This is a genomic window from Aeromonas sp. SG16 (assembly GCF_024436135.1).
GTDB classification, from domain to species: Bacteria; Pseudomonadota; Gammaproteobacteria; order Enterobacterales; family Aeromonadaceae; genus Aeromonas; species Aeromonas jandaei.
In genome coordinates this window covers 715,461-736,200 of sequence record NZ_JANFNW010000001.1, presented here as the reverse complement: position 1 = coordinate 736,200, position 20,740 = coordinate 715,461, and the positions used below count along the sequence as shown (strand labels likewise).

Here is a 20,740-nt window from a genome sequence, read left to right as displayed (position 1 = left end):
CTTATTGACCGGGCGCAGCCGCCCATCAGACAGAAACAGAAAACGCATCAACGGGCCGCCTTGTCCCAAAGCAGCCTGGTATCGAGCATGCGGGCCGACATCATGGTCAACACCACCACGCCCGCAAAGGCGGTGGCACCCGGGCCAGCGCGGACGCTCAGCATGACGCCGCGATCGACCAGCGCCACCATCAGCGAAATGACAAACAGATCCAGCATCGACCAGCGGCCGATAAAGTCGATCACCCGATACATCAAGAGCTGGCGCTTGCGCCGCACCGGTTTGGCCCGTTGCAGCTGCCAGCAGATCCACGCCAACCCGATTATCTTACCCACCGGTACCAGTATGCTGGCGGTGAGTACTATGGTGGCAATCCCGCTCATCTTGCTGCGATAGAGCATCAGGATCCCGCTGAAGATGGTATCCGACTGCAATAGCCCCTTGTTGTAGAAGTGGGTAATGGGCAGCAGGTTGGCGGGAAGCAGCATAAAGGTGGCCAGTGCCAGCAAGCCCCACGACCAGGCAAGCGAATGAGGGATCCGCACCTGCAGCTTGCTATCGCAACGTGGACAGACGCATCCCGCCTGATAACGCACCAGCAGGCCGCAGGTATGGCAGCGGCAGAGCCCCATTTCACGGGCGCTGGTCATCGCCTTTCTCCTTGAGCGGGATCCGATCCCAATAGGGAGATGGATCAAAGAGGATCAGCAAACTCATGTTGAGCAGCATCAGAATGCCGAGGCTGAGCAGCCCGCCACCCAGCCTGACATCGGCGATATCGATCAGTTTGAACAGGGCAACCAGCAGGCTGACGATATAGACCTCCAGCATGGCCCAGTGACGAAACACTTCGACAGCCTTCAATGTTGGCGCAAGGAGATGCCAGCGTTTGGCAAGGCCAGATGCCAGCGCAAAGATCCCGGTCAACAGACCGATGGGGGCCAGCACGGCGCACCAGAGCACCAGAGAGGCAACCCAGAACTCCCCCTCGCCAAACAGCACAAAAATCCCGTGCAACAAGTTGGCATCGGAGTTGACGCCAGCCAGCCGCAGATAGATGAGGGGCTCGAAAAAGGCGGAGGGGAGCAGCAGAAATCCGGTGATGGTCAGCGCCATCAATTGGGAGGGACGAAAAGCATAACGGCCATAGAGATGCTGGTGACAGCGAGGGCAGTGGGCATGACGACGCAGCGGCAGCGCCTTGCGCTGGATAAGCAAGTCGCACGCCGGACAGACGATCACGGAACCGGGCTCCATCATACAATTCAACCTGTTGAAGCAATTGGTGAAATTTACCCTAAAACCGGTTCCCTGTCTTGCCTGCCTCCTTAATGTTACGAAAGTATAATTGACGTTAACGTAAACGTGATATTAGATGGTCAAACCAGACAGATGAAAGGAGTCATGATGTCCAGTTTGCCCCCCTCGGCAGGGCTACGTTTTCGTACCGCCCTTGCCAATGAAAAGCCACTACAGATCGTCGGCACCATCAACGCCTATATGGCAATGATGGCCGAGCGCAGCGGCTTTCAGGCGATCTACCTCTCGGGCGCCGGCGTCGCCAACGCCTCCTACGGATTGCCGGATCTCGGCATGACCTCCCTCAACGACGTGCTGATTGATGCCGAACGGATCACCGCAGCAACCCGAGTGCCGCTGCTGGTCGATATCGATACCGGCTGGGGCGGGGCGTTCAACATCGCCCGCACCATTCGCGCGTTCGAGCGGGCCGGTGTCGCCGCCGTCCATATGGAAGATCAGGTGGCCCAAAAGCGCTGCGGTCATCGCCCCAATAAGGCGGTGGTGTCGCTGGAGGAGATGTGTGATCGGATCAAGGCGGCAGTAGATGCTCGCGAGAATGGCGAGTTCGTCATCATGGCTCGCACCGATGCGCTGGCGGTGGAGGGGATGGAATCTGCTCTTGAGCGCACCGCCGCCTATGTGGCCGCTGGGGCCGACATGATCTTCGCCGAGGCGGTGACCGAACTGGCCCAATACGACCAGTTCAAGCAGGCGGCCCAAGTGCCGATCCTTGCCAACATGACCGAGTTCGGCAAAACCGAGCTGTTTGACAAGGAGCAGCTCGCCGCCCACGGGGTCGACATGGTGCTCTATCCATTGAGTGCCAACCGCGCCGCCAATCAGGCCGCACTCAACGTCTATCAACATATTCGCCAGGATGGCCATCAACGTGCCGTCGTGGAGACCATGCAGACCCGGGAGTCGCTCTACGACTTTCTCGGATATCACCACTACGAGCAGACACTGGATCGTCTGTTTTCAGCCAAGGAATAGGAGGCAGCTTATGGGACAACAGAAACCGTTGGGCGGGGCTGGTCTGCGCGGCCAAAGCGCAGGGGAGACCAGTATCTGCACCGTGGGCAAGAGCGGCACCGGGCTTACCTATCGCGGTTACGACATCAAGGAGCTGGCCGACAGCGCCCAGTTCGAGGAAGTCGCCTATCTGCTGCTCAAGGGAGAATTGCCGAGTAACCAGCAACTGGCCGACTACAAACGCGATCTGCGCCGCTTGCGCACACTGCCGGCCGCGCTGCTGGAGGTGCTGGAGCGCATTCCCGCCGATGCTCATCCGATGGATGTGCTGCGCACCGGCTGCTCCATGCTCGGCGATCTGGAGCCGGAAGATGGTTTCGAGCATGAACATGAAGTGGCGGATCGGCTGCTGGCCGCCTTCCCGGGTATCCTGATCTACTGGTACAAGTTCAGTCACGAAGGAGTTCGCATCGCCCTCGACAGCGACGAGGAGTGTATCGGCGGCCACTTTCTGGCCCTGCTGCACCAGAAAGCGCCAAGCGAGCTGGAGCGTCGGGTGATGCATGTCTCTCTCATCCTCTACGCCGAGCATGAGTTCAACGCCTCCACCTTTGCCGCGCGAGTCTGTGCCTCAACTCTTTCCGACATGTTCTCCTGCATCACCGCCGCCATCGGTACCCTGCGCGGCCCGCTCCATGGCGGGGCCAACGAGGCCGCCATGGCGATGATCGAAGATTGGCAAGACGAGACGCAGGCAAGGCGCGAACTGCTGGCCAAGCTGGCGGCCAAGGAGAAGATCATGGGCTTTGGCCACGCCATTTACCGCACCTCGGATCCGCGCAACGTCATCATCAAGGAGTGGTCGGCCAAGCTCGCCGAGGCGGTGGGTGATGATCGCCTCTATCGAGTCTCCTGCGAGGCGGAGAAAGTAATGTGGGAGGAGAAAGAGCTTTTTCCCAACGCCGACTTCTTCCACGCCAGCGCCTATCACTACATGGGGATCCCGACCAAGCTGTTCACCCCCATCTTCGTCTGCTCACGGGTCACCGGCTGGTGCGCCCACGTGATGGAGCAGCGCGAGCACAACCGGATCATCCGCCCGAGCGCCGATTATGTCGGCCCGGCCCCCCGTCACTTTGTCTCTCTACAACAACGATAAGGAAGTCACGATGTCCGCCAACGTCGACGTCAACCACAGACCAGACCCCGATCAGGTGCTGGTCGATATTGCCGATTATGTCTGCAACCACCCCATTACCAGCAAGGCGGCCCTCGACACCGCCCGCTACTGCCTGATGGATACGCTCGGCTGTGGCCTGCTGGCCCTGCGCTTCCCCGAGTGCACCAAGCACCTTGGCCCCATCGTACCCGGTACTGTCGTGCCCCATGGTGCCCGGGTGCCCGGTACCCAACTCTGCCTCGATCCGGTCAAGGCGGCCTGGGACATCGGCGCCATCATCCGCTGGCTCGATTACAACGACACCTGGCTGGCTGCCGAGTGGGGTCACCCATCCGACAATCTGGGCGGTATTCTCGCCACGGCCGACTGGCTCTCCCGTACTCGCGTGGCCGAGGGCAAGGCGCCGCTCACCATGGCCGATGTGCTGGTGGCCATGGTCAAAGCCCACGAAATTCAGGGGGTGCTGGCGCTGGAGAACTCCTTCAATCGGGTCGGTCTCGATCACGTGGTACTGGTCAAGGTCGCCAGCACCGCCGTGGTGACTCATATGCTGGGGGGCACCCGCGATCAGGTGATCGATGCGGTCTCCCAGGCCTGGGTCGATGGCCAGAGCCTGCGGACCTACCGTCATGCCCCCAATGCAGGGTCGCGCAAAAGCTGGGCTGCGGGGGATGCCACCTCCCGTGCAGTGCGCCTCGCCCTTATCACCATGAGCGGCGAGATGGGCTATCCCGGTGTGCTGAGCGCCCCCAAGTGGGGCTTCTACGATGTGCTGTTCAAGGGCAACCAGTTCGCCCTGCATCAGGGGTACGGCAGCTATGTGATGGAGAACGTGCTGTTCAAGATCTCCTATCCTGCCGAGTTCCATGCCCAGACCGCGGTGGAGTGCGCCATGAAGTTGCATGGTCAGGTGAAGGGGCGGCTCGACGAGATAGATCGTATCGAGCTCACCACTCATGAGTCGGCCATTCGCATCATCAGCAAGGTCGGCGCCCTCAACAACCCGGCCGATCGGGATCACTGTCTGCAGTACATGGTGGCGGTTCCGCTGATCTTCGGTCGACTCATCGCTGAGGATTACGAGGACGATGTTGCCGCCGATCCCCGCATCGATGGGCTGCGCAGCAAGATGGTGGTGCAGGAGGACAAGCGTTACAGCCGCGAATATCTGGAGGCAGACAAGCGCTCCATTGCCAACGCCATCCAGATCTTCTTCAAGGACGGTACTCACACCGCCAAGGTGGAGGTGGAGTACCCGGTCGGCCATCGTCGCCGCCGGGAGGAGGGGATCCCGCTGCTGGTGGAGAAATTCCAGCACAACCTGGCCACCCGCTTCCCGGCGAAACGGGTCAGCGACATCCTTGCCCTCTGTCAGGATGGGCCGCGGCTTGCCGCCACCCCGGTACACGCCTTTATGGATCTGTTGGTGATCTGACCGATATCTACCGGCAAACAGCGATAAACGAAAAGCGGGCCCATCGGCCCGCTTTGTCGTCTGGCAAGGGTTATCTGGCAACCTCTTGCACAATCAGACGTTCAGACGTTGCTGCTTCTGTCTGTTACCAACGATCGGGCCTCGCGTTTTATCGTGCCACTACCACGGCAACGATCCGCTTCCCGCGCGCTGTTTCACTGACGCAACAATGATCAATTTCAACTCGATTTATTTGCAACAATCTTCGTCTACCGAGCTTAAGCCAGAACGCTGCTATCACCGCTAAAGAGCGCCGTCATGATGGCCGTCTCGCGACTGGCGATGGTTTCAAGAAACTCGTTGGCACGTCCCATGTGATGGCACACCTGATAGCCCCGCTCGACAAAGGAGAAGAGCTCGCCAAGCCCCGCCAGATGGGCCGGGCCCGAGACCAGCTTGAGGGTTGCCCCCAGCAGCGGTTTTCTCGCCAGCCGATCCAGCGTCATACCCAGCTGGCTCACCAGCGCAATCTGATGCTCCCGACGCGCCTGCTCACCCACGGCGCGATAGGCGATGGTGTAGTGTTCGGCAGTAATGGGATTGAGCCCGCCAATGCGGCGCAGCGCCACCACCATCAGGTAATCGAGCTCTTCGGAGAGGGCGTCGAGCTCGATCGCCTGTGCCAGCACCTTGTGGCCGGATTCGGGCAACAGCCGCTCTGCAGTTGGCATCACCCGCATCACGTCGGCATCGCGGCGAGCGCTGTCACCCGGCCCGTAGAGATCGGTCAGAAAGAAGCGGGCGGCCGGCCCATAACGGTCGCTCTCCAGCAAATCCCTGTGGGTGCGCCCCAGCCGGTCGGCCTGCCACTGACGCAAGCAGTCCCGATCCTGCATATCTTGCGGATGGCAGCGCATCTGCTCGCGCAAAGCCGCCACCCGATTGAGCTGGCGATAGAGCTGACCAAGGGTGCTCTCGTCATCGGGGGAGTGGGATTGATGGGTCATCGACAGCTCTCTGATTGTGTGGGACTGGACGGAGTTATAGATTCGAAATAGACAACCGAATGAAAAACAAACAGTTTTTACACCTTCTTCACTGCCAAGTGTAGCCTGAAGGTGGCCGGGAATAAATCCTGCGCCACGCCAGCCCTTGCCATGACGGCAGACACTGTTAAGTGAGTCCCATTTATGTAAATGACTCTTTCACTTGTTGTGAACATGTGTTTAATATCAACAGATATGTCATTACCCTGAGTACTCATCATGTTTCTATACGATTCGCTCGCTGGCAGTCGCGGGCTCTCAACCATCCAGATCAGCCGACAGCACCCGCTGGGGCTGGCCGGTGCCCGGGTGGCCGCAGAAGCCATTGCCCAGGACATGTGCGAAAACTATCAACTGGATTGTGAATGGGCGGATGAAGAGGAGACCGAATTGCGGTTTCGTGGCTCGGGCGTTCATGGTTCGCTCATTCTCGATGAGGAGAATTTGCAGCTCGATGTTCATCTTGGCCTGATGCTGCTGCCCGTACGCAGTGTGCTGGAGCAGGAGATCCTCGATTATGTGGAGAATCGATTACCCTGCCCGAAACGGGTATGAAACCAATTTCACCCGCCATTTTAAATAGCGGGGAAGAGAGTAAGACATGTATTGAACAGGCTATTTCTGCTCGACTCTCTGCTTATTGTTCGGTGAATGTTTAGCAATGCATTTTGGATTTTTAATATAGCCATCACTTTTCGTACTTAATATTTCGAGCCGGCCTGACTACCTCATCTTTAATTACGTTTTCCGCTCATTGCGAGATGAAGAGAGAAGGTTTCTGGCTGTCTCGACTATTTCATTTTGCAGGGAAACAGCATGCCAACGAGTGAATTTATCTCTTGCGTTGATACCGCATGGCTACGCATGGACAGACCCAACAACCTGATGCAGATCATCGGCGTTCTGATGTTTGAAGGGCTGCTTGATGAAGAGCGTCTGCGCAACGGGTTGCGCCACACCATTTCGGTACAGCCCCGCTTCCACCAGCGGGCCGTGCTGGAGGGGGGATCCTACTGCTGGCGCCATGATCCCGACTTCGATCTCGACCAGCACCTCAAGCGCGTGATCCTGCCCGGCAAGGCGGGCAAAATCGAGCTGGAGAAGCTGGTGGCCGATCTCGCCTCGACCCCGCTCAACCACCAGCGTCCCCTGTGGGACATGCACCTGACCGACACCTCGCTGGGCGGTCAGGCGCTGGTGGTGCGCATCCACCACGCTATGGGGGATGGCTTCTCGCTGGTGCGGGCCATGCTCACCATGATGGACAACTCCCCGCAACCAGTCACTCCCATCCGTCCCAAGGCGGCGCCGGAGCCCGCCGATGAGGAGGACGATGACGACACGCCCCACGGCAGCAGGCTGGTCAAGGCGGGCCTCAAGCTGACCGGCACCCTCTGGTCCAAATATGTCGAGGTGCTGACCCATCCCACCAAGGCGGTGGATTACCTCAAAGCCGGTCGCGATGTGGCCAGCGAGCTGTGCAACATTGCGACGCTGGGCGATGATTCACCCTCCCGCCTCAAGGGCAAGACGGGCAGCAGCAAGCGGGTTGCCTGGTCGGAACAGATCCCGCTGCCCGACATCAAGGCGGTAGGCAAGGTGCTGGGCTGCTCGGTCAACGACCTGCTGATCGCCGCCACCGCCGGCGCGTTCCGTCACTACCTGGAAGAGAAGGGTGACGATGTCGACAACATCGAAATTCGCGCCCTGGTGCCGGTCAATATGCGATCCCCAGACGATGACGGTGCCCTTGGCAACCGTTTCGGGCTGGTGGCCCTCGATCTGCCGCTCGATATCGCCCATCCGCTGCAACGCCTCTATGCGGTGCGAGATCGAATGCAGGCGCTGCGCAGCTCGCTGCAGCCGGTTGTGGTGCTCAATCTGCTCCATGGTCTTGGCATGGCGCCCAAAGCGGTACAACAGCAGGCGGTCGATCTGCTGGCGGCCAAAGCCAGCGCGGTGATCACCAATGTGCCGGGGCCGCAGCAGACCCTCTATCTGGCCGGTGCGCGCCTGCGCCAGCCGCTGTTCTGGGTGCCACAGGCCGGGGATATCGGCGTCGGCGTCTCCATCCTCTCCTACGATCACGGCGTGCAGCTGGGGCTTATCACCGACAAGAAGCTGGTACCGGATCCTGATCAGGTTGTCGACCGCTTCGCGGTGGAGTTTGAACAACTGCTACTGCTGGTGTTGCTGGAGCCGGAGCTGCTGTTCGACCCGAACGGCCTTGATGCGCTGCTGGGCTGATCCAGCACATAAAAACCCCGATAAAAAGAGGCCAACCCGCGGGTTGGCCTCTTTGCTATCTGTTGCCTGACGCAGCTGCGTAAGGCAGGGGATTAATCCTCCAGCTCTTCGCGCGCCGCCTCCACATCGAGGCGCTCCATCGCATCCATCGGCTCGCACTCGGCCGCTTCGGCATAGAGAGCTTCGGCCGCTTTCAAGCGGCTCTTGCCATGCAGCATCACCTGGGCATTGGCATACTCCATCCGCGCGATGGCGGAATCGGGGATCAGTGCCAGCGCCTCCTTGAAGTGACGCTCGGACTCCTCCTTCTTGGCACCATAGGTGAGGCCGCCGATCATGGCGCCCAGCTTGTCGACGATCTCGGCGTGCCATGCGCCAAAGGCGATATGGGCTTCGGCGTGGTCGGGTTCGATCTCCAGTGCCTTCTCCAGGCTTGCCTTGATCTTGTCACCAATGCCCTGAGAGAGGGCTTTGGAGATGGAAATCACCTGGCTGTAACGGCCAAGGGCCAGAGCATGGAAGTACCAGGCGTTGGCATTGTCAGGCTGGCGTTTTTGCAGCTTCTCGGCATGGTTGGCCGCCCGCTCGAAAGCGGCACGCTTGGCATACTTGTCTTCCAGCAGGTAGCTGGCGTGGATCACCAGCGCCTTGTTCGCCACATTGAGACCTGCCTCACCGGCCGCTTCGCCAAGGGCGACGGCCTGGGCAAAATCCCCTGCGTGGTAGGCCCGCCAGGCATCCTGTACCTGCTCATCTTCCGGCCATGGCTCGGCATCCCCCTGATGGAGACGTTCCCAGTTATCGGCCAGCTTCTGGCCAGCATAATCATAGGCCGCATCCGCGTAGGGGAAGGGGACAAATTCGAGTTGTGAGGTGGTCATGCTTGTTCTCCCTGTAGCATTTGAGTCAAACCTTTTCGGTGTAGTGGTGGGCGAGAGCGCCCAGATGAACACGGGCATCGTCCCGCAGATAGGGGGCGACCAGCTGCATCACCTGAAAGACGCCCAATGCAATATCGGCGTCGTTCCGGGGGTGCAGTGCCCGCTGGTACGAGATCCAGAATGTGCCCACCAGCGCCACGTTGGCAGCCAGTGAACGCAGCTGTTGGGGACTTCCCTCCATCAGGCCGACCGTCTGCAGGTGAGTGCAGATGGTGATGGCTGTCTGCTCCTTGCGGCGCAGCAGGGCGGAGAAGCGCTGCTCGACCCGATGGTAGCCATTCATCAGGGTGGAGATATCGTAGTAGAAGAAACGGTATTTCCAGATGGCTTCAAACATCAGGTGGAGGAAGAGCCAGATATCCTCGGGCTCATCGGACGGGGCGCTGACCGCATCGAGCAGGCGCTCCATCTCCTGCTCGAACTCGTCGAACAGGGCATTGACGATCTCCTCCTTGTTGTGGAAGTGGTAGTAGAGATTTCCCTGGCTTATCTCCATCTCGGCCGCAATGGCCGAGGTGGTAACGCTGGGTTCGCCCAGCAGATTGAAGCGGGCGAGGGCAGTGGTCAGGATCCGTTCCCGGGTACGGCGTTTGGGCTTGCGATCCATGCTACTCCTTCACGTGTGGACGACGTACGCCACGGCGATAACGCCTGGCGAGCCAGTGTTGCAGCTGTTCCAGCGACTTGTCGAGAGCCGCAACCGAGCCGCTGCTGGGGGCCAGCAGGGTGCGATCGGGGTCGGCGAGCGCCTTCAGATTGAGCTCGAAGCCATGCTTGGCCAGGATGGGGGCAAGCTCGTGGCGACGCTGCCAGAGATCGCGACGGGTGTGTTGGAAGGCGTGTTCGCACAGGCGGCGACGATCCCGATAGCTGAACACATTGGTAAAAAACATCTCGCCATCGGCAGGGGATGGTTCAAACAGCAGTGCGTCGGCGTTGGGGTATTGGTGGCGATAGCGATCCATCCCCACATGCATCCGCGAGTGGATGATGGCGCGGAAGGTCTGGGCCAGCACCACCGGCAAACCGCTATCCACCAGATTGGTGGGCTCTCCGGCTGCCATCCCTGCATCGAAGGGCACCAGCGGATTGATGCAGAAGACCAGATCTGCCCCCTCCTGCAGCGCCACCGAGGCGTGCAGCGTCTTGATCAGGGCGCCATCGACATAGTAACGGCCATTGATCAAGGAGGGAGGAAAGAGGCCGGGCAGGGCCGCAGAGGCCTGCACGGCAGCCGAAATGGGCACATCGTCGAGCCCCGGCCCGCCAAAGGCGACCGGATGGCCGGTATCCAGCTCGGTCGCCACCACGAACAGACGGCGGTTTAGCTGGCGAAAATCATTGCTGCGACCGGGACGGGAGAAGAACTGGGTCAGGATGCGATCCACCCCGCGATTGTCGAACAGCCCGGTCGGGATCGCCCTGGAGAGACCTTGCAGCGATTCAAACAGGCTGCGTTTCCAGGGGGCAGCCAGATAGCGCATCAGGCACTCCAGCGCCAGAGGCGGGATGGAGCCGAGTCGCAAAGCGTATTCACGAAAGGCGGGACGCAGCAGGGTGGCGGGATCAAACATCTCACCGGAGTCATCGCTGAGCAGTATGCGCACCAGTTTTTCTGCCGAGATGCCGTTGGCCAGCGCCGATGCCACCACGGCGCCCGAGCTGACGCCGACATAAATATCGGCATGTTCAAGGCGCAGGCCGCTGATGCTGTCGGAGAGGGCGGCGCAGGCACCGATCTCGTAGATGCCACCGAGCGGCCCGCCACCGGCAAGGGCGATTGCTACCGTACTCATAGAGCCTCCTCCCTATCCATAGAAAACCGGCCCAGCGCTGGGCATGGGCCGGTGATGCTCACTCTTTGCCATCGAGACGGATTACGGCAGAACGCTCTCGGCCTTGGCCTTCACCTCTTTGACTGCATCTTCTGCAGCGGAGAGGAGGTCAGCTGCCTGCTCAACCACAGCCTCTTTAGCCTTGGCGACCGGCGCCTTCTTTACCGGCGCTTTCTTGACCGGCGCTTTCTTCGGGGCTGCCGGTTTGGCTTCAGCGGCCGGAGCCTCTTCGTCCTGGGCATCCAGCAACTGCTGCACCACTTCGGTCAGCTCGGCCATGCGCTTGGAGAGCTTGTCGATGTCCTTGCGAGTCGGGATACCGAGACTGGCTACAGCGCGGGCAACGCGATCTTCGAACACCTGCTCCAGACGGCCCCAGGTACCGGCAGTCTTGTCAGCTACCGCAGCAATCTTCTCGTCAGCACTTTGACGGGTTTTGGCTTGCAGCGCTTCACCTTCCTGCACCAGCGCTTCAAAAATCTTGCCGCCCTCTTCCTGCGCCTTGGCATAGGCGCCCAGGCCGGCCAACCAGATCTGCTGGGTGGACTCTTTGATGGTGGAGGTGAGTTGGTTGTCGGTCACTGAACCTGCCAGCGCTTTAAGTTTTTTAGCCATGATCTTCTCCTTGAATAACGACAGATAAATGTAATGGCGACAACGAAACTGCAATCGGGTTGTGGCATTACTGATTTTTCAACTTCAGTCTAGGGACAAAAAATAGAGGGTTCTACCTAATAACGGAACAGGCACACCACCGAAATTAGGGTTTGCTCACGAACCGACAATCAAATTGCGGATTTCCATATGAATCGTGATATATCTAACAACCTAGTAACACCCTAATCAGTAGCAGGATTCTCTTTATGAACTATTTCATTACCGGCGGTAGTGGTTTTATCGGGCGTCGATTGATCAAAAAGTTATTCCAACAGCATCCCGACTGTACCGTCTATTTTCTGATGCGCTCTTCTCATCAGGAAAAATTGCCAGAGCTGTTCTCATTCTGGAATGTGGATGAATCGCGCGCGGTCCCGGTTTTTGGCGACATGACGCAACCGCTGTTGGGGGTATCGGTCGAGATACAGGAGCAGTTGATCGGCAAGATCGACCACTTCTTCCATCTGGCTGCCATCTATGATCTCAACGCCAAGGCGGGGATCCAGCAGCAGGTCAACACCGAAGGAACCCGTCAGTCCGTGCAGCTGGCCGAACGACTCTCGGCCCGCCAGTTCCACCACTGCAGCTCTATTGCTGCCGCCGGTCTCTTTGATGGTCTGTTTCGCGAGGATATGTTCGATGAAGCCGAACACCTCGACATGCCTTATTTCCAGACCAAGCACGAAGCGGAAGGGATTGTGCGCAACGAGTGCAGCATTCCGTGGCGGGTCTACCGCCCGGGCATCGTTGTCGGTGACTCCAATACCGGCGAGATGGACAAGATCGACGGCCCTTACTACTTCTTCAAGACCATCCAGAAGCTGCGCCGTCTACTGCCGCCCTGGATGCCGGCCATCGGGGTTGAGGGCGGGCGCATCAACATAGTGCCGGTCAACTTTGTGGTCGATGCCATGGTACATATCGCCCATCAGGAGGGAGAGGAGAACAAAACCTTCCATCTGACCGACCCCAACCCGATGCGGGTTGGCGACATGCTGAGCACCTTCTCCCGCGCCGCCCATGCGCCGGAGCCCGCGATCCGCATCAACGCCTCTCTCTTTAACTTCATTCCCCGCCACCTGACCGCCATGCTGATGACCATGGCGCCGGTGCGCCGCATTCGCGATGCCGCCATCGCCGATCTGGGTCTGCCCAAGGATGTGTTCCGTCTTATCAGCTATCCCACCCGTTTCGACAGTCGCGAAACCCAACGGGTACTGAAAGGGACCGGTATCGAAGTGCCGCCGCTGCACAGCTACGCCTGGCGGCTGTGGGATTACTGGGAGCGCCACCTTGACCCGGAGCTCTTCATCGATCGCTCTCTGCGTGGTCGGGTAGAGGGCAAGGTGGTGCTGGTGACCGGGGCCACCTCCGGCATTGGCCGTGCAACCGCACGCAAGCTGGCGGGGGCGGGGGCCAATGTCGTTACCATCGCCCGCGACGAGCAGAAGATTGCCGAGACTAAAGCCGAGTTTGCCGAGCTGGGGCTGACCATCGAGATCTATCAGGGGGATCTCTCCAATCTGGCGCAGGCCGAGGAGATCACCGCTCGCATCGTGGCCGATCACGGCGGCGTCGATATTCTGGTCAACAATGCCGGCCGCTCCATCCGCCGCTCCATCGAGGACTCCTTCGATCGCTTCCACGATTTAGAACGCACCATGCAGCTCAACTACTTCGGCGCGCTCAAGGTGATCATGGGGGTGCTGCCCACCATGATCGAGAAGAAGAAAGGCCACATCATCAACATCTCCTCCATCGGGGTGTTGACCAATGCGCCGCGCTTCTCCGCCTATGTTGCCTCCAAGTCAGCCCTCGATGCTTGGGTGCGTACCGCCGCCTCCGAGTTTGCCGATAAAGGGGTGAGCTTCTCCATCATCAATATGCCGCTGGTGAAAACGCCGATGGTCGCACCGACCAAGGTCTATGAGCAGGTACCGATGATGACGCCGGAAGAAGCGGCCGATCTGGTATGCGATACCATCATCAACAAGCATGTTCGTCTGGCCACTCGCCTCGGGGTATTTGGTCAGGTGGTTCATGCCCTGGCACCGCGTGTCGCTCAGGTCATCATGAACACCAGCTTCCGCACCTTTGCCGATCCCAAGGATGGCGACAAGTCCAAGGCCACCGCCGATCAGGTTGCCGTCTCCACCTTCATCAAGGGGATCCACTTCTAAGCCAGCGCAGCTGAAAGGAAGATAAAAACAGAGCGGGCCCGAACATTCGGGCCCGCTCTTTTATTGTGAGCTGATTGCCTATGGCCTAATTGCGAGCCAGCAGCGTAAGCAGCAGCGCCGTGGTACGGCGCGAGTAGAGCAGGGTGAGGTGACCAATCCCCGCCAGCTCGATATCTTCCATGCCGGCCAGACGCTGGCACTCCTGTGGCATCACCACGTTATCGTGGCTGGTACGTACCGAGATCCCGGGAACGCAGAGAGGCACAGAGGCAAAGCGCTGCAACCAGCCGGAACCCGGCTCCATCTCCCGCGCATTGGCACCCACCCCCAGCATCGCCAGCTGGCTTCCCTGATGGGGCGTTGCCAGCGTGATAAGGCTCGCTACCTTGTCGCCGCCATGGACCGCCAGATAGTCGCGGCAGACCAACCCCCCCATGCTGTGGCCGATCAGCACCAGCTGGCTGGCACCGGTTGCTGCGAGCACATCGTCAATTCGCTTGGCCAGCAGCGGCACCATCTCGTCGATATGACCAAATGGCGGCGTCAGGGTAATGGTAGCGACCACATGACCCGCAGCTTCAAGCCGAGCACGCTGGGTTCGCCAGATGCCGCGGCTGCAACCATAACCATGCACCAGCAGTACCGGCCGTGTGCCGGGAGGCAGCCTGTCTGGCACCATCAGCAGCGGCTCGAAGGGGAGCAGCCAGGTAAAGGTGTAGAGGTAGGCGAGCATCTCTCGTGCCATCATCTTCACTCTCGCCGACATGCCGATGGCCGGGGAGGGGTAAAAGCGGGTAAATAGCCAGCTACCGAGTACCACCAGGCAACGCAGGGTGAGCAGAGCCAGGATCACGAACAGCAGAGTGACCAGCCATGAAAAATCCAGTACCAGATGGGCGATGCTCCCAATGAGCAGCACCTCAACCATCAGCAGAATAAACAGGTGTCGTACGATCGTCATGCCCCCATGATCCGGCGACATAGCCATAGAAGTCAAATGACGCTTTTCTACCCTGCAGGCCCCGTCACGCTTGCCTCGACATAGCCCTTTCTCATTTCCGTGTCAGGTTATTTGCAATACTGTATATCCATACATATACTTGTCTCATCATTACCAAGAGGAGGCCATCATGGCTGTTGAAATCAAATATGTTGTGGTTCGTGGGGGAGTGGAAAAAATGACTTTTGCCAGCAAGAAAGAGGCGGACGCCTATGACAAACTGCTGGATACCGCCGATGAGCTGATGGCACTGCTCGCCGGTGCCCCTGTCGAGATGACCCCGGAGCAGCAGGAGAGCCTGGCGTTTTACCTCGCCGAGCAGCGTGATCAGCTGCAAAACCTGCTGCGTGGTGGCAAGGTAGCGGCAACTGGCAACAAGGAGGAAGAGCCCGCAGCCAAGCGCAAGGAGAAGGCGCTCAAACAGGTGGCATAAGCAGTTTCTTGGTGGCCTATCGGGGTAACGGCTTGAACATCATTCACTTAAATTGCATTTATCATAATTTTTCAGGATGTTTACCCCGAGAATTTTTTAACAAAGGTGCATATTGATTGCATAAGGTAATTCAAAACCAAGATCCTGTTTCTGGCTGGTAACCAGCCAATCACACCTTTGACAAACCGGGCCTGGCCCTGTCTTTCGGTCGATATCACCGGCCATTTCTCTTCTTTTTTAACCAAGCAAGACCATGACTCATCAACCCATTCCCTTGCCGCCGGCCATGCCACTTTTTGACAATCTCACCTATCTGGAAGAGGGCAATGCTCAGGTTAACCACTACCTCGCCAACCTCAGCCTCAACACAGTGCCTGATGCAGGTCTGGTCTATGAGCTGGCGGTCGACTGGCTGCTTGAACAGCGCCATAGCGAGAACAACTACAAGACCTACCGCAGCGAGCTGACCACCTTTTTGCACTGGTGTTTTTGCGAAGTCGCCATCAGCCCAAAGGCGCTGACCCGGCGCATCATGATGCGCTACCTCGACTACTGCCAATCACCACCGGCGCCGCTCATCGCCTATCGCAACGTCGCCCAGTTTGTACAGGACAAAGAGTGGGGAGAGCGGTTACCCAATCCCCAATGGCGTCCATTTCTTGGTAAAAAGGAACTGGGCCAGCCACTGCCATACCGCTTGAGCGAACAGGCGATGAAGACCAAGCTCGCTATCCTGTCAGCCTTCTTCCAGTTCCTTATTCAGGAGGAGTACATGGATAGAAACCCGGCACTGTTACTGCAACGGGTGAAAAAGCCCCTTGCACAGGAGGCTGACGATAAGGTGCAAGCCTTCAGCGAACTGCAATGGTCCTACGTGCTGCAGGCCGCCGAAACACTGGCACAAGATAATCCGGAACAACATGAGCGCAGCCGGTTTCTCGTCATCCTGATGTATGCCTGTTATCTGCGGATCTCGGAAGTGGCGGCCAGGCCCGGCTTTACCCCCGTGATGGGGCAGTTTCGTCGCGACAGCAAAACCGGCGTCTGGGGTTACTACATACCGAGCAGCAAGGGGGGGAAACGTCGTACCGTCGCCGTCTCACAGGCACTGCTCCACGCCCTCGAACGCTACCGTGCGTTTCTGGGACTCTCGCCCTTGCCGGCCCCCAACGAGCAGACCCCGCTCTTTATCCGTCATAAAGCGGCAGCCCACGGCCGGGAACAGGGAGAACTGAATGCCAATCTGGGGATCCGTCAGCTGCGCGAACTGGTGCAGGCAGTGATAACCAAGGGTGCCGAGCTGGCCGAGCTGGATGGCTTTTATCAGGATGGTGCCGAAATGCGGCAACTGACCCCCCACGCCATTCGCCATACCGGGATCACCCACGACATCAACCTCAACGGTCGACCACTTTCCCACGTACAAGCCGATGCGGGCCACGACAGTATCGACACCACCTCCAAATACCTGCACACCAGCCAGAGCGAACGTCATGAGAGCGCCCAGCAAAAGCCGCTCGACAGGTTGCGATAAAGCCCCGGACGAGTGAGAGATAACAAGAGGTAAAAATCGGAGATAGGACTACCAAGGTACCGTAATTTTTACGGCATATTCCTGTCAATCGGCGCGAGCGCAATGGTTGCCCACAGTGAAAAGGGGAGTCCAATACACATATTGCTCAAGCCTTTTGATAGTGAACACTTGTCTCAAAATACGGCATTTGTGGTTTCAGAATATCGACCAAGGGGAGGGGGTTGGGTGATTGCTATTTCGTGGTAACCGAGAGAAATGGCTTGGCGCTTCAGCACAAAGTAGATAGCCATTTCATCTCTACATATCACCCCGATCAGTAATACGGGGGGAATTCCCAGAGAACCATGCTCACACCATGCACGGGCGAGGGGGGTTATCTCTTACGAAGTAGGTTTTTTGTCAGTAAGGGCTTGGTTTAACAGCAATTGCCCCAACTTTCATTTAATGCCGATAAAGCTAGTTATCGGCATTAAGCCGTTTGCTCTGTGTACAGATAGTCAGGAGGAAACCCAACACTTTGAAAAAAAGGAAATCCATATGACAGTCGATCATATTGAAAAGTCAGAACACCTTGAGGCATTAGAGGTCTCTCTTCGGGAAGAATGGCATGCCATGATTGCATCAGGTGCGCCTAAAGCAGACATAATTGCTAAATCCCAAAATATACCGCTGCGTATTTTGCTAGTCAGAACTCAAGGTGCAAGTTTATCCAGCCTTATCGAGATGGGCGCTAGGTGCCGAACTCTACATTGAGGATGTGAATATGATTGAGCGTTTCAAAATTGAAAATGTGACTGAAGCTGATGCCTTCTTAAGAGATTTGCTAGCTAAAGATGAGTATCGCTCAATGGATGAAGTGATTGTACGGGCACGCGAGCTTGTTTCGGATGACAATCTTCGTATGTACTTCATTAACAAGGCGAAAGAGATTCTTGGCGTCACAGCCTGAGTGGAATTCAGGCGAAACAATCTATCAAGGGGCCTCAGGCCCCTTTGTTCTACCTACAGGCCTGACTGCGCATAATTCATGATTACGTTAAAGCCGCCGATGCCGTGCGTCCTGACAATGTTGTCGGATTCAAGCGGTACGCGAATAATGCGCAGGGATATAACAAAAAACTTTATTTTTCGATGGTTTGAGTGCGGTTTGAGTCCAGAGGAAACGGCGAAACTTTGTTTTGTTTCCGTGACAGAGGTCACACTCTGGGATGAGGGAAAACCCATACCGCCTGTATGCAAACGAGTCATGAGGATGGCAGTTGGACGGGAGCTGCCAACCGTTTTTACCCGCTATTGGGATGGCTGGCGTATGTCCGGACATCACTTAATCACCCCTGCTGGCACCTATCTGACCCGCCAGCGTCTGGAAATCATCGAGTCGTTCGGGAGTGAAGACCTCAAGGCGCTGAAAGACAACGCGGCGCTGAGGCGTTTACCTACCTCAGAACGCTGAGAGCCTTAAAAGCCGGTTTAGCAGGGAGGAGGGGGATCCAGCCTCTGGGCTAGATGGGCGTGTTCCGCCGCTCACCGACTGGCAGATCTATCGGCATCAGTGGGCGGCTTGTAGGGGCTGGCGCCCCTGTTCTTTGATGTCCGGACATCAGTGCCATTGGGGATTGGCTTTGTAGAGCTTGCGAGCAAATTCACGGAGGGCGTTGGTGCTGGTCCACTCGTATGGTACGTGCTCTGGGTCTTGCGCCATCTTGGCGAGACGCTCCAACAGCTGCAACATGAAGAGATACGAATACCCGCCATCAAAGTCCGAAAACTTCAAAAAACGCTTCTTGAAATCCGCATAGCCCTTGTACTGAGTCAACAGCGGCATATAGACCGCCCATGCCTGCTGGGCAGGAGACAAATCGGGATCTGGCAATTCTTGTTTTGGTTCCGGCAAAGGAAGAGCGACCTGTTTCTCTGCATCGCCGCGTTCTGGGGCAGGGGACGCAGTTGCGGGTTGCCCTGGCTGTTGGCGTGATACCTTCTCGATCATCGCGTGATGCCAAGCCAGATACCTGACGGCTAAGGCCGTGCGGCGCTCTATGGCCATCTGCCCATTCTCCATGCGCACAACGGTGTTGCGGGCAACGGCCAGCTCGTCAGCCATGCGCTGTTGTGACCACTCAAGGCGGGCGCGTATGTCTTTCAGTTCTACGGCGCTCAAGCTCAAATCGTCCATGTTTCCTCCTTGTTGGTGCAACATCATGTTGCATGCTTTGATTATAGTTTGAGCTGGTTGTAATGCAACATCATGTTGCACTTTCTTTTTGAATGTCCGTGTTTTGGCTACGGGCGGGAGCAACGCTACACGAGGCGATTTATTTTGGGGGAGGGTGTCCTCGGGGAGCGCCGCTGCGCGGGGAAACGCCAGCGGTGGTGCTGCTGGCCCGCGCGGCGGCGGGCCTCCGGCCACTGGCAAAATGAAATCGTGCTGAGAAGCCAGGGGACGCGTTGGAGGGACGCGTCACACTTGGACGGGGTGAATGCTACAAAGCCTTTTCCACTGATCCCGCGACGCCTGCGGTCAAACTATCCTTCTTGCCTGACGGTATGGTGTTGCGCTCACGGATGAGCATGGTCACTTTGCCTTTGGTAATAACCAAGCCGTAGGACTTCATGACGACAGTCCAGCCCAACTGGGTGAGGTCTGCCGAACGCCATGTCGTTATGTTGTTGTCCTTGTCGTCCCACACCTCAATCCATGCGTCGAGCAGCTGGCCATTGACGATGGTCTGAGAGGTCAGGACAGGCTTGCCGGATTCAAGGGTCTGAGTGAAGAGATCATCAATCTTGGGCTTTGGGGGCGGCTCCGGCCTTGGTGCTGGTTGCCCAGGTGAACTGGGTGATGCAACTTGATGTTGCTCTTGTTCCTGCTTGGCCAAGTCTTCGGCCCCCGTCTTGCTGTTGAAGTTGAGCATGGTATCGACGGCGAACCAGAGGCCACCGATGAACAGCAGGGCAGCGATAGGAAGCCCGTACTTGAACTTGGCAGACTTGAAGATGTTGGTCCGGTCATCTTCATAGACCCCCATTTCATTGTCTTCTGACGTGGTGCTGGCGTAGCTGCCGAAATACTTGGGGTCATACTGCCGGATACCGCCTGTGAGCTTCTCGAACTCGATACGGCTACGCTGGCCGTCTGCCCTTAGGGAACCACTGTAGGCGGTCCAAGAGTAGCGTTTGGCTTGGCCTACGGCGTCGAGCTTCTTGAAGACGAACTTCTTGTCGATACGGTTACGCCACATGCTGTGAACGTCGTTGAGGTTCTGCCCCATCAACACGATATCAAGGCCGCGGTGGCGGTGTTCTGTTATCAATTGGATGATCGGGTCAGGTAATTTTTGCCGACCAGACGGCCAGAAGTTCTGGCTCTCATCGATGATAACGAGGCTTTTGTCGCGAACGTGCTCGTGGATGGCCGGCACCTGCTCACGGGTGATCTGCTTGAGCTGTTCCTGGCATTCCTCCAGCGTTATCTCGGCCAGCTCGGCTATCTTCTCGAAGTTCAGACCCTCGATATAGGCATCCACGGTGCGACCATCCTTGAGTCGCGGAATAATATGAGAAACCAATGCTTCATAGCTTTTACCGGAGCCCGGCAATCCCTCGTGAAATATCAGCATGTTAAGACTCCATTTAACATAAATAATCGCGTCACGCAGTTATTACCATTGGAACAACGTGGCCACTTTACGAACCAGCCGGAAGGCGACACCCATTGATATAAACAAAAACGCCTGCGCTATCCCCGACATATTCAGGAAGTAGACAACATCCGAGGGAATGTAGTTAAAGAGATCCTGCAAGCTGTATTGCAAGAAATCCGGCATGGGGATACTTGATATAACGAACCGTATCCCCTCAAGTATCTTTTCCAACGTGGTCAGCAGAATATCCTCGAACCACTGGAATATGGCCTGAAAGAACTTCACCACCCACATGATGAAGCTCTCAATCATATCCTTGAGCCAGTTCCTGAACGAATTAAGCAATTCCATGGAT

At 57.6% G+C, this 20,740-nt stretch carries 22 protein-coding genes; 11 read left to right on the top strand and 11 right to left on the bottom strand.

The features are described from left to right. Positions 1–47: 47 nt before the first annotated feature. A complete protein-coding gene (locus tag NOM67_RS03395) occupies positions 48–650 on the bottom strand; it encodes a paraquat-inducible protein A (protein ID WP_033113812.1) in 603 nt (200 codons plus the stop codon). Continuing rightward, complete coding sequence (locus NOM67_RS03390; RefSeq protein WP_156852772.1) at positions 634–1,260, bottom strand: paraquat-inducible protein A; 627 nt, start codon at positions 1,258–1,260, stop codon at positions 634–636. Before NOM67_RS03390 ends, NOM67_RS03395 begins: the two co-directional genes overlap by 17 nt. A gap of 147 nt (positions 1,261–1,407) precedes the next feature. Here NOM67_RS03390 and prpB point away from each other — a divergent pair, with 147 nt between their 5' ends. From prpB to NOM67_RS03375, 3 genes are read left to right on the top strand one after another with little or no spacing between them, the layout of a single operon-like run. Next, complete coding sequence (prpB, locus tag NOM67_RS03385) at positions 1,408–2,295, top strand: methylisocitrate lyase (RefSeq protein WP_156853021.1); 888 nt, start codon at positions 1,408–1,410, stop codon at positions 2,293–2,295. 10 nt (positions 2,296–2,305) lie between these two features. Continuing rightward, positions 2,306–3,433 (top strand): 2-methylcitrate synthase, encoded by a 1,128-nt coding sequence (gene prpC, locus NOM67_RS03380; protein WP_156852773.1) that lies wholly within the window; start codon positions 2,306–2,308, stop codon positions 3,431–3,433. Positions 3,434–3,443: 10 nt separating this feature from the next. Continuing rightward, on the top strand, positions 3,444–4,889 hold the full coding sequence (locus NOM67_RS03375) for a bifunctional 2-methylcitrate dehydratase/aconitate hydratase (RefSeq protein ID WP_255933796.1): 1,446 nt from the start codon (positions 3,444–3,446) through the stop codon (positions 4,887–4,889). A 257-nt stretch (positions 4,890–5,146) separates the two neighbouring features. Here the strand turns inward: NOM67_RS03375 and NOM67_RS03370 are convergent, their stop codons facing one another. Then, the gene (locus NOM67_RS03370) at positions 5,147–5,875 is read right to left on the bottom strand and encodes a hypothetical protein (RefSeq protein ID WP_255933794.1); all 729 of its coding nucleotides are present in this window, start codon (positions 5,873–5,875) and stop codon (positions 5,147–5,149) included. 258 nt (positions 5,876–6,133) lie between these two features. Here NOM67_RS03370 and NOM67_RS03365 point away from each other — a divergent pair, with 258 nt between their 5' ends. Further along, on the top strand, positions 6,134–6,469 hold the full coding sequence (locus tag NOM67_RS03365) for a polyhydroxyalkanoic acid system family protein (protein WP_042030967.1): 336 nt from the start codon (positions 6,134–6,136) through the stop codon (positions 6,467–6,469). A 261-nt stretch (positions 6,470–6,730) separates the two neighbouring features. Beyond that, positions 6,731–8,161, top strand: coding sequence for a wax ester/triacylglycerol synthase family O-acyltransferase (locus tag NOM67_RS03360; RefSeq protein ID WP_255933792.1), 1,431 nt, complete (start codon positions 6,731–6,733; stop codon positions 8,159–8,161). 92 nt (positions 8,162–8,253) lie between these two features. Here NOM67_RS03360 and NOM67_RS03355 read toward each other — a convergent pair whose 3' ends face one another. The 4 genes from NOM67_RS03355 to NOM67_RS03340 form a co-directional block, all read right to left on the bottom strand. After that, positions 8,254–9,042 carry a hypothetical protein gene (locus NOM67_RS03355; protein WP_255933790.1) on the bottom strand — a complete coding sequence of 263 codons (789 nt, stop codon included), beginning with the start codon at positions 9,040–9,042 and terminating at the stop codon, positions 8,254–8,256. A gap of 25 nt (positions 9,043–9,067) precedes the next feature. Further along, positions 9,068–9,709, bottom strand: coding sequence for a TetR/AcrR family transcriptional regulator (locus NOM67_RS03350; RefSeq protein WP_201959392.1), 642 nt, complete (start codon positions 9,707–9,709; stop codon positions 9,068–9,070). 1 nt (position 9,710) lies between these two features. Further along, complete coding sequence (locus NOM67_RS03345) at positions 9,711–10,898, bottom strand: patatin-like phospholipase family protein (protein ID WP_255933788.1); 1,188 nt, start codon at positions 10,896–10,898, stop codon at positions 9,711–9,713. 81 nt (positions 10,899–10,979) lie between these two features. Next, on the bottom strand, positions 10,980–11,552 hold the full coding sequence (locus NOM67_RS03340) for a phasin family protein (RefSeq protein WP_042030972.1): 573 nt from the start codon (positions 11,550–11,552) through the stop codon (positions 10,980–10,982). A 248-nt stretch (positions 11,553–11,800) separates the two neighbouring features. Here NOM67_RS03340 and NOM67_RS03335 point away from each other — a divergent pair, with 248 nt between their 5' ends. Further along, entirely contained in the window at positions 11,801–13,774 is a 1,974-nt protein-coding gene (locus NOM67_RS03335; RefSeq protein WP_255933783.1) for an SDR family oxidoreductase, read from the top strand. Between the two features lie 85 nt (positions 13,775–13,859). Here NOM67_RS03335 and NOM67_RS03330 read toward each other — a convergent pair whose 3' ends face one another. Next, positions 13,860–14,735, bottom strand: a complete 876-nt coding sequence (locus tag NOM67_RS03330; protein ID WP_156852779.1) for a triacylglycerol lipase — start codon at positions 14,733–14,735, stop codon at positions 13,860–13,862. A 169-nt stretch (positions 14,736–14,904) separates the two neighbouring features. On the opposite strand from NOM67_RS03330, the gene NOM67_RS03325 reads away from it, so the two are divergent. The 5 genes from NOM67_RS03325 to NOM67_RS03305 all read left to right on the top strand — a co-directional run bounded on the left by NOM67_RS03325 (position 14,905) and on the right by NOM67_RS03305 (position 18,194). Continuing rightward, complete coding sequence (locus tag NOM67_RS03325) at positions 14,905–15,207, top strand: YebG family protein (RefSeq protein ID WP_042030978.1); 303 nt, start codon at positions 14,905–14,907, stop codon at positions 15,205–15,207. 286 nt (positions 15,208–15,493) lie between these two features. Further along, complete coding sequence (locus NOM67_RS03320; RefSeq protein WP_370689156.1) at positions 15,494–16,741, top strand: tyrosine-type recombinase/integrase; 1,248 nt, start codon at positions 15,494–15,496, stop codon at positions 16,739–16,741. Positions 16,742–17,278: 537 nt separating this feature from the next. Next, the gene (locus NOM67_RS03315; RefSeq protein ID WP_156852781.1) at positions 17,279–17,494 is read left to right on the top strand and encodes a hypothetical protein; all 216 of its coding nucleotides are present in this window, start codon (positions 17,279–17,281) and stop codon (positions 17,492–17,494) included. 10 nt (positions 17,495–17,504) lie between these two features. Continuing rightward, complete coding sequence (locus NOM67_RS03310; RefSeq protein WP_156852782.1) at positions 17,505–17,690, top strand: hypothetical protein; 186 nt, start codon at positions 17,505–17,507, stop codon at positions 17,688–17,690. A gap of 303 nt (positions 17,691–17,993) precedes the next feature. After that, complete coding sequence (locus tag NOM67_RS03305) at positions 17,994–18,194, top strand: DUF3653 domain-containing protein (protein ID WP_255933781.1); 201 nt, start codon at positions 17,994–17,996, stop codon at positions 18,192–18,194. A gap of 147 nt (positions 18,195–18,341) precedes the next feature. On the opposite strand, the gene NOM67_RS03300 is transcribed toward NOM67_RS03305, so the two are convergent. The 3 genes from NOM67_RS03300 to NOM67_RS03290 all read right to left on the bottom strand — a co-directional run bounded on the left by NOM67_RS03300 (position 18,342) and on the right by NOM67_RS03290 (position 20,736). Then, entirely contained in the window at positions 18,342–18,917 is a 576-nt protein-coding gene (locus NOM67_RS03300) for a helix-turn-helix transcriptional regulator (RefSeq protein WP_255933780.1), read from the bottom strand. 307 nt (positions 18,918–19,224) lie between these two features. Beyond that, positions 19,225–20,361, bottom strand: coding sequence for a zonular occludens toxin family protein (locus tag NOM67_RS03295; RefSeq protein WP_255933779.1), 1,137 nt, complete (start codon positions 20,359–20,361; stop codon positions 19,225–19,227). Positions 20,362–20,403: 42 nt separating this feature from the next. Continuing rightward, on the bottom strand, positions 20,404–20,736 hold the full coding sequence (locus tag NOM67_RS03290) for a DUF2523 family protein (protein ID WP_255933778.1): 333 nt from the start codon (positions 20,734–20,736) through the stop codon (positions 20,404–20,406). Positions 20,737–20,740 lie beyond the last annotated feature (4 nt).

Bases quoted from the DNA above. Each gene is read 5' to 3' on its own strand.
- NOM67_RS03320 (WP_370689156.1), top strand. From the start codon at position 15,494: ATGCCACTTTTTGACAATCTCACCTATCTGGAAGAGGGCAATGCTCAG.
- NOM67_RS03335 (WP_255933783.1), top strand. From the start codon at position 11,801: ATGAACTATTTCATTACCGGCGGTAGTGGTTTTATCGGGCGTCGATTG.
- NOM67_RS03395 (WP_033113812.1), bottom strand. From the start codon at position 650: ATGACCAGCGCCCGTGAAATGGGGCTCTGCCGCTGCCATACCTGCGGC.
- NOM67_RS03350 (WP_201959392.1), bottom strand. From the start codon at position 9,709: ATGGATCGCAAGCCCAAACGCCGTACCCGGGAACGGATCCTGACCACT.
- NOM67_RS03310 (WP_156852782.1), top strand. From the start codon at position 17,505: ATGATTGAGCGTTTCAAAATTGAAAATGTGACTGAAGCTGATGCCTTC.
- prpB (WP_156853021.1), top strand. From the start codon at position 1,408: ATGTCCAGTTTGCCCCCCTCGGCAGGGCTACGTTTTCGTACCGCCCTT.
- NOM67_RS03370 (WP_255933794.1), bottom strand. From the start codon at position 5,875: ATGACCCATCAATCCCACTCCCCCGATGACGAGAGCACCCTTGGTCAG.
- NOM67_RS03300 (WP_255933780.1), bottom strand. From the start codon at position 18,917: ATGGACGATTTGAGCTTGAGCGCCGTAGAACTGAAAGACATACGCGCC.
- NOM67_RS03345 (WP_255933788.1), bottom strand. From the start codon at position 10,898: ATGAGTACGGTAGCAATCGCCCTTGCCGGTGGCGGGCCGCTCGGTGGC.
- NOM67_RS03365 (WP_042030967.1), top strand. From the start codon at position 6,134: ATGTTTCTATACGATTCGCTCGCTGGCAGTCGCGGGCTCTCAACCATC.
- NOM67_RS03295 (WP_255933779.1), bottom strand. From the start codon at position 20,361: ATGCTGATATTTCACGAGGGATTGCCGGGCTCCGGTAAAAGCTATGAA.
- NOM67_RS03290 (WP_255933778.1), bottom strand. From the start codon at position 20,736: ATGGAATTGCTTAATTCGTTCAGGAACTGGCTCAAGGATATGATTGAG.
- NOM67_RS03305 (WP_255933781.1), top strand. From the start codon at position 17,994: ATGGCAGTTGGACGGGAGCTGCCAACCGTTTTTACCCGCTATTGGGAT.
- NOM67_RS03355 (WP_255933790.1), bottom strand. From the start codon at position 9,042: ATGACCACCTCACAACTCGAATTTGTCCCCTTCCCCTACGCGGATGCG.
- NOM67_RS03330 (WP_156852779.1), bottom strand. From the start codon at position 14,735: ATGACGATCGTACGACACCTGTTTATTCTGCTGATGGTTGAGGTGCTG.
- NOM67_RS03360 (WP_255933792.1), top strand. From the start codon at position 6,731: ATGCCAACGAGTGAATTTATCTCTTGCGTTGATACCGCATGGCTACGC.
- NOM67_RS03375 (WP_255933796.1), top strand. From the start codon at position 3,444: ATGTCCGCCAACGTCGACGTCAACCACAGACCAGACCCCGATCAGGTG.
- prpC (WP_156852773.1), top strand. From the start codon at position 2,306: ATGGGACAACAGAAACCGTTGGGCGGGGCTGGTCTGCGCGGCCAAAGC.
- NOM67_RS03340 (WP_042030972.1), bottom strand. From the start codon at position 11,552: ATGGCTAAAAAACTTAAAGCGCTGGCAGGTTCAGTGACCGACAACCAA.
- NOM67_RS03390 (WP_156852772.1), bottom strand. From the start codon at position 1,260: ATGATGGAGCCCGGTTCCGTGATCGTCTGTCCGGCGTGCGACTTGCTT.
- NOM67_RS03315 (WP_156852781.1), top strand. From the start codon at position 17,279: ATGACAGTCGATCATATTGAAAAGTCAGAACACCTTGAGGCATTAGAG.
- NOM67_RS03325 (WP_042030978.1), top strand. From the start codon at position 14,905: ATGGCTGTTGAAATCAAATATGTTGTGGTTCGTGGGGGAGTGGAAAAA.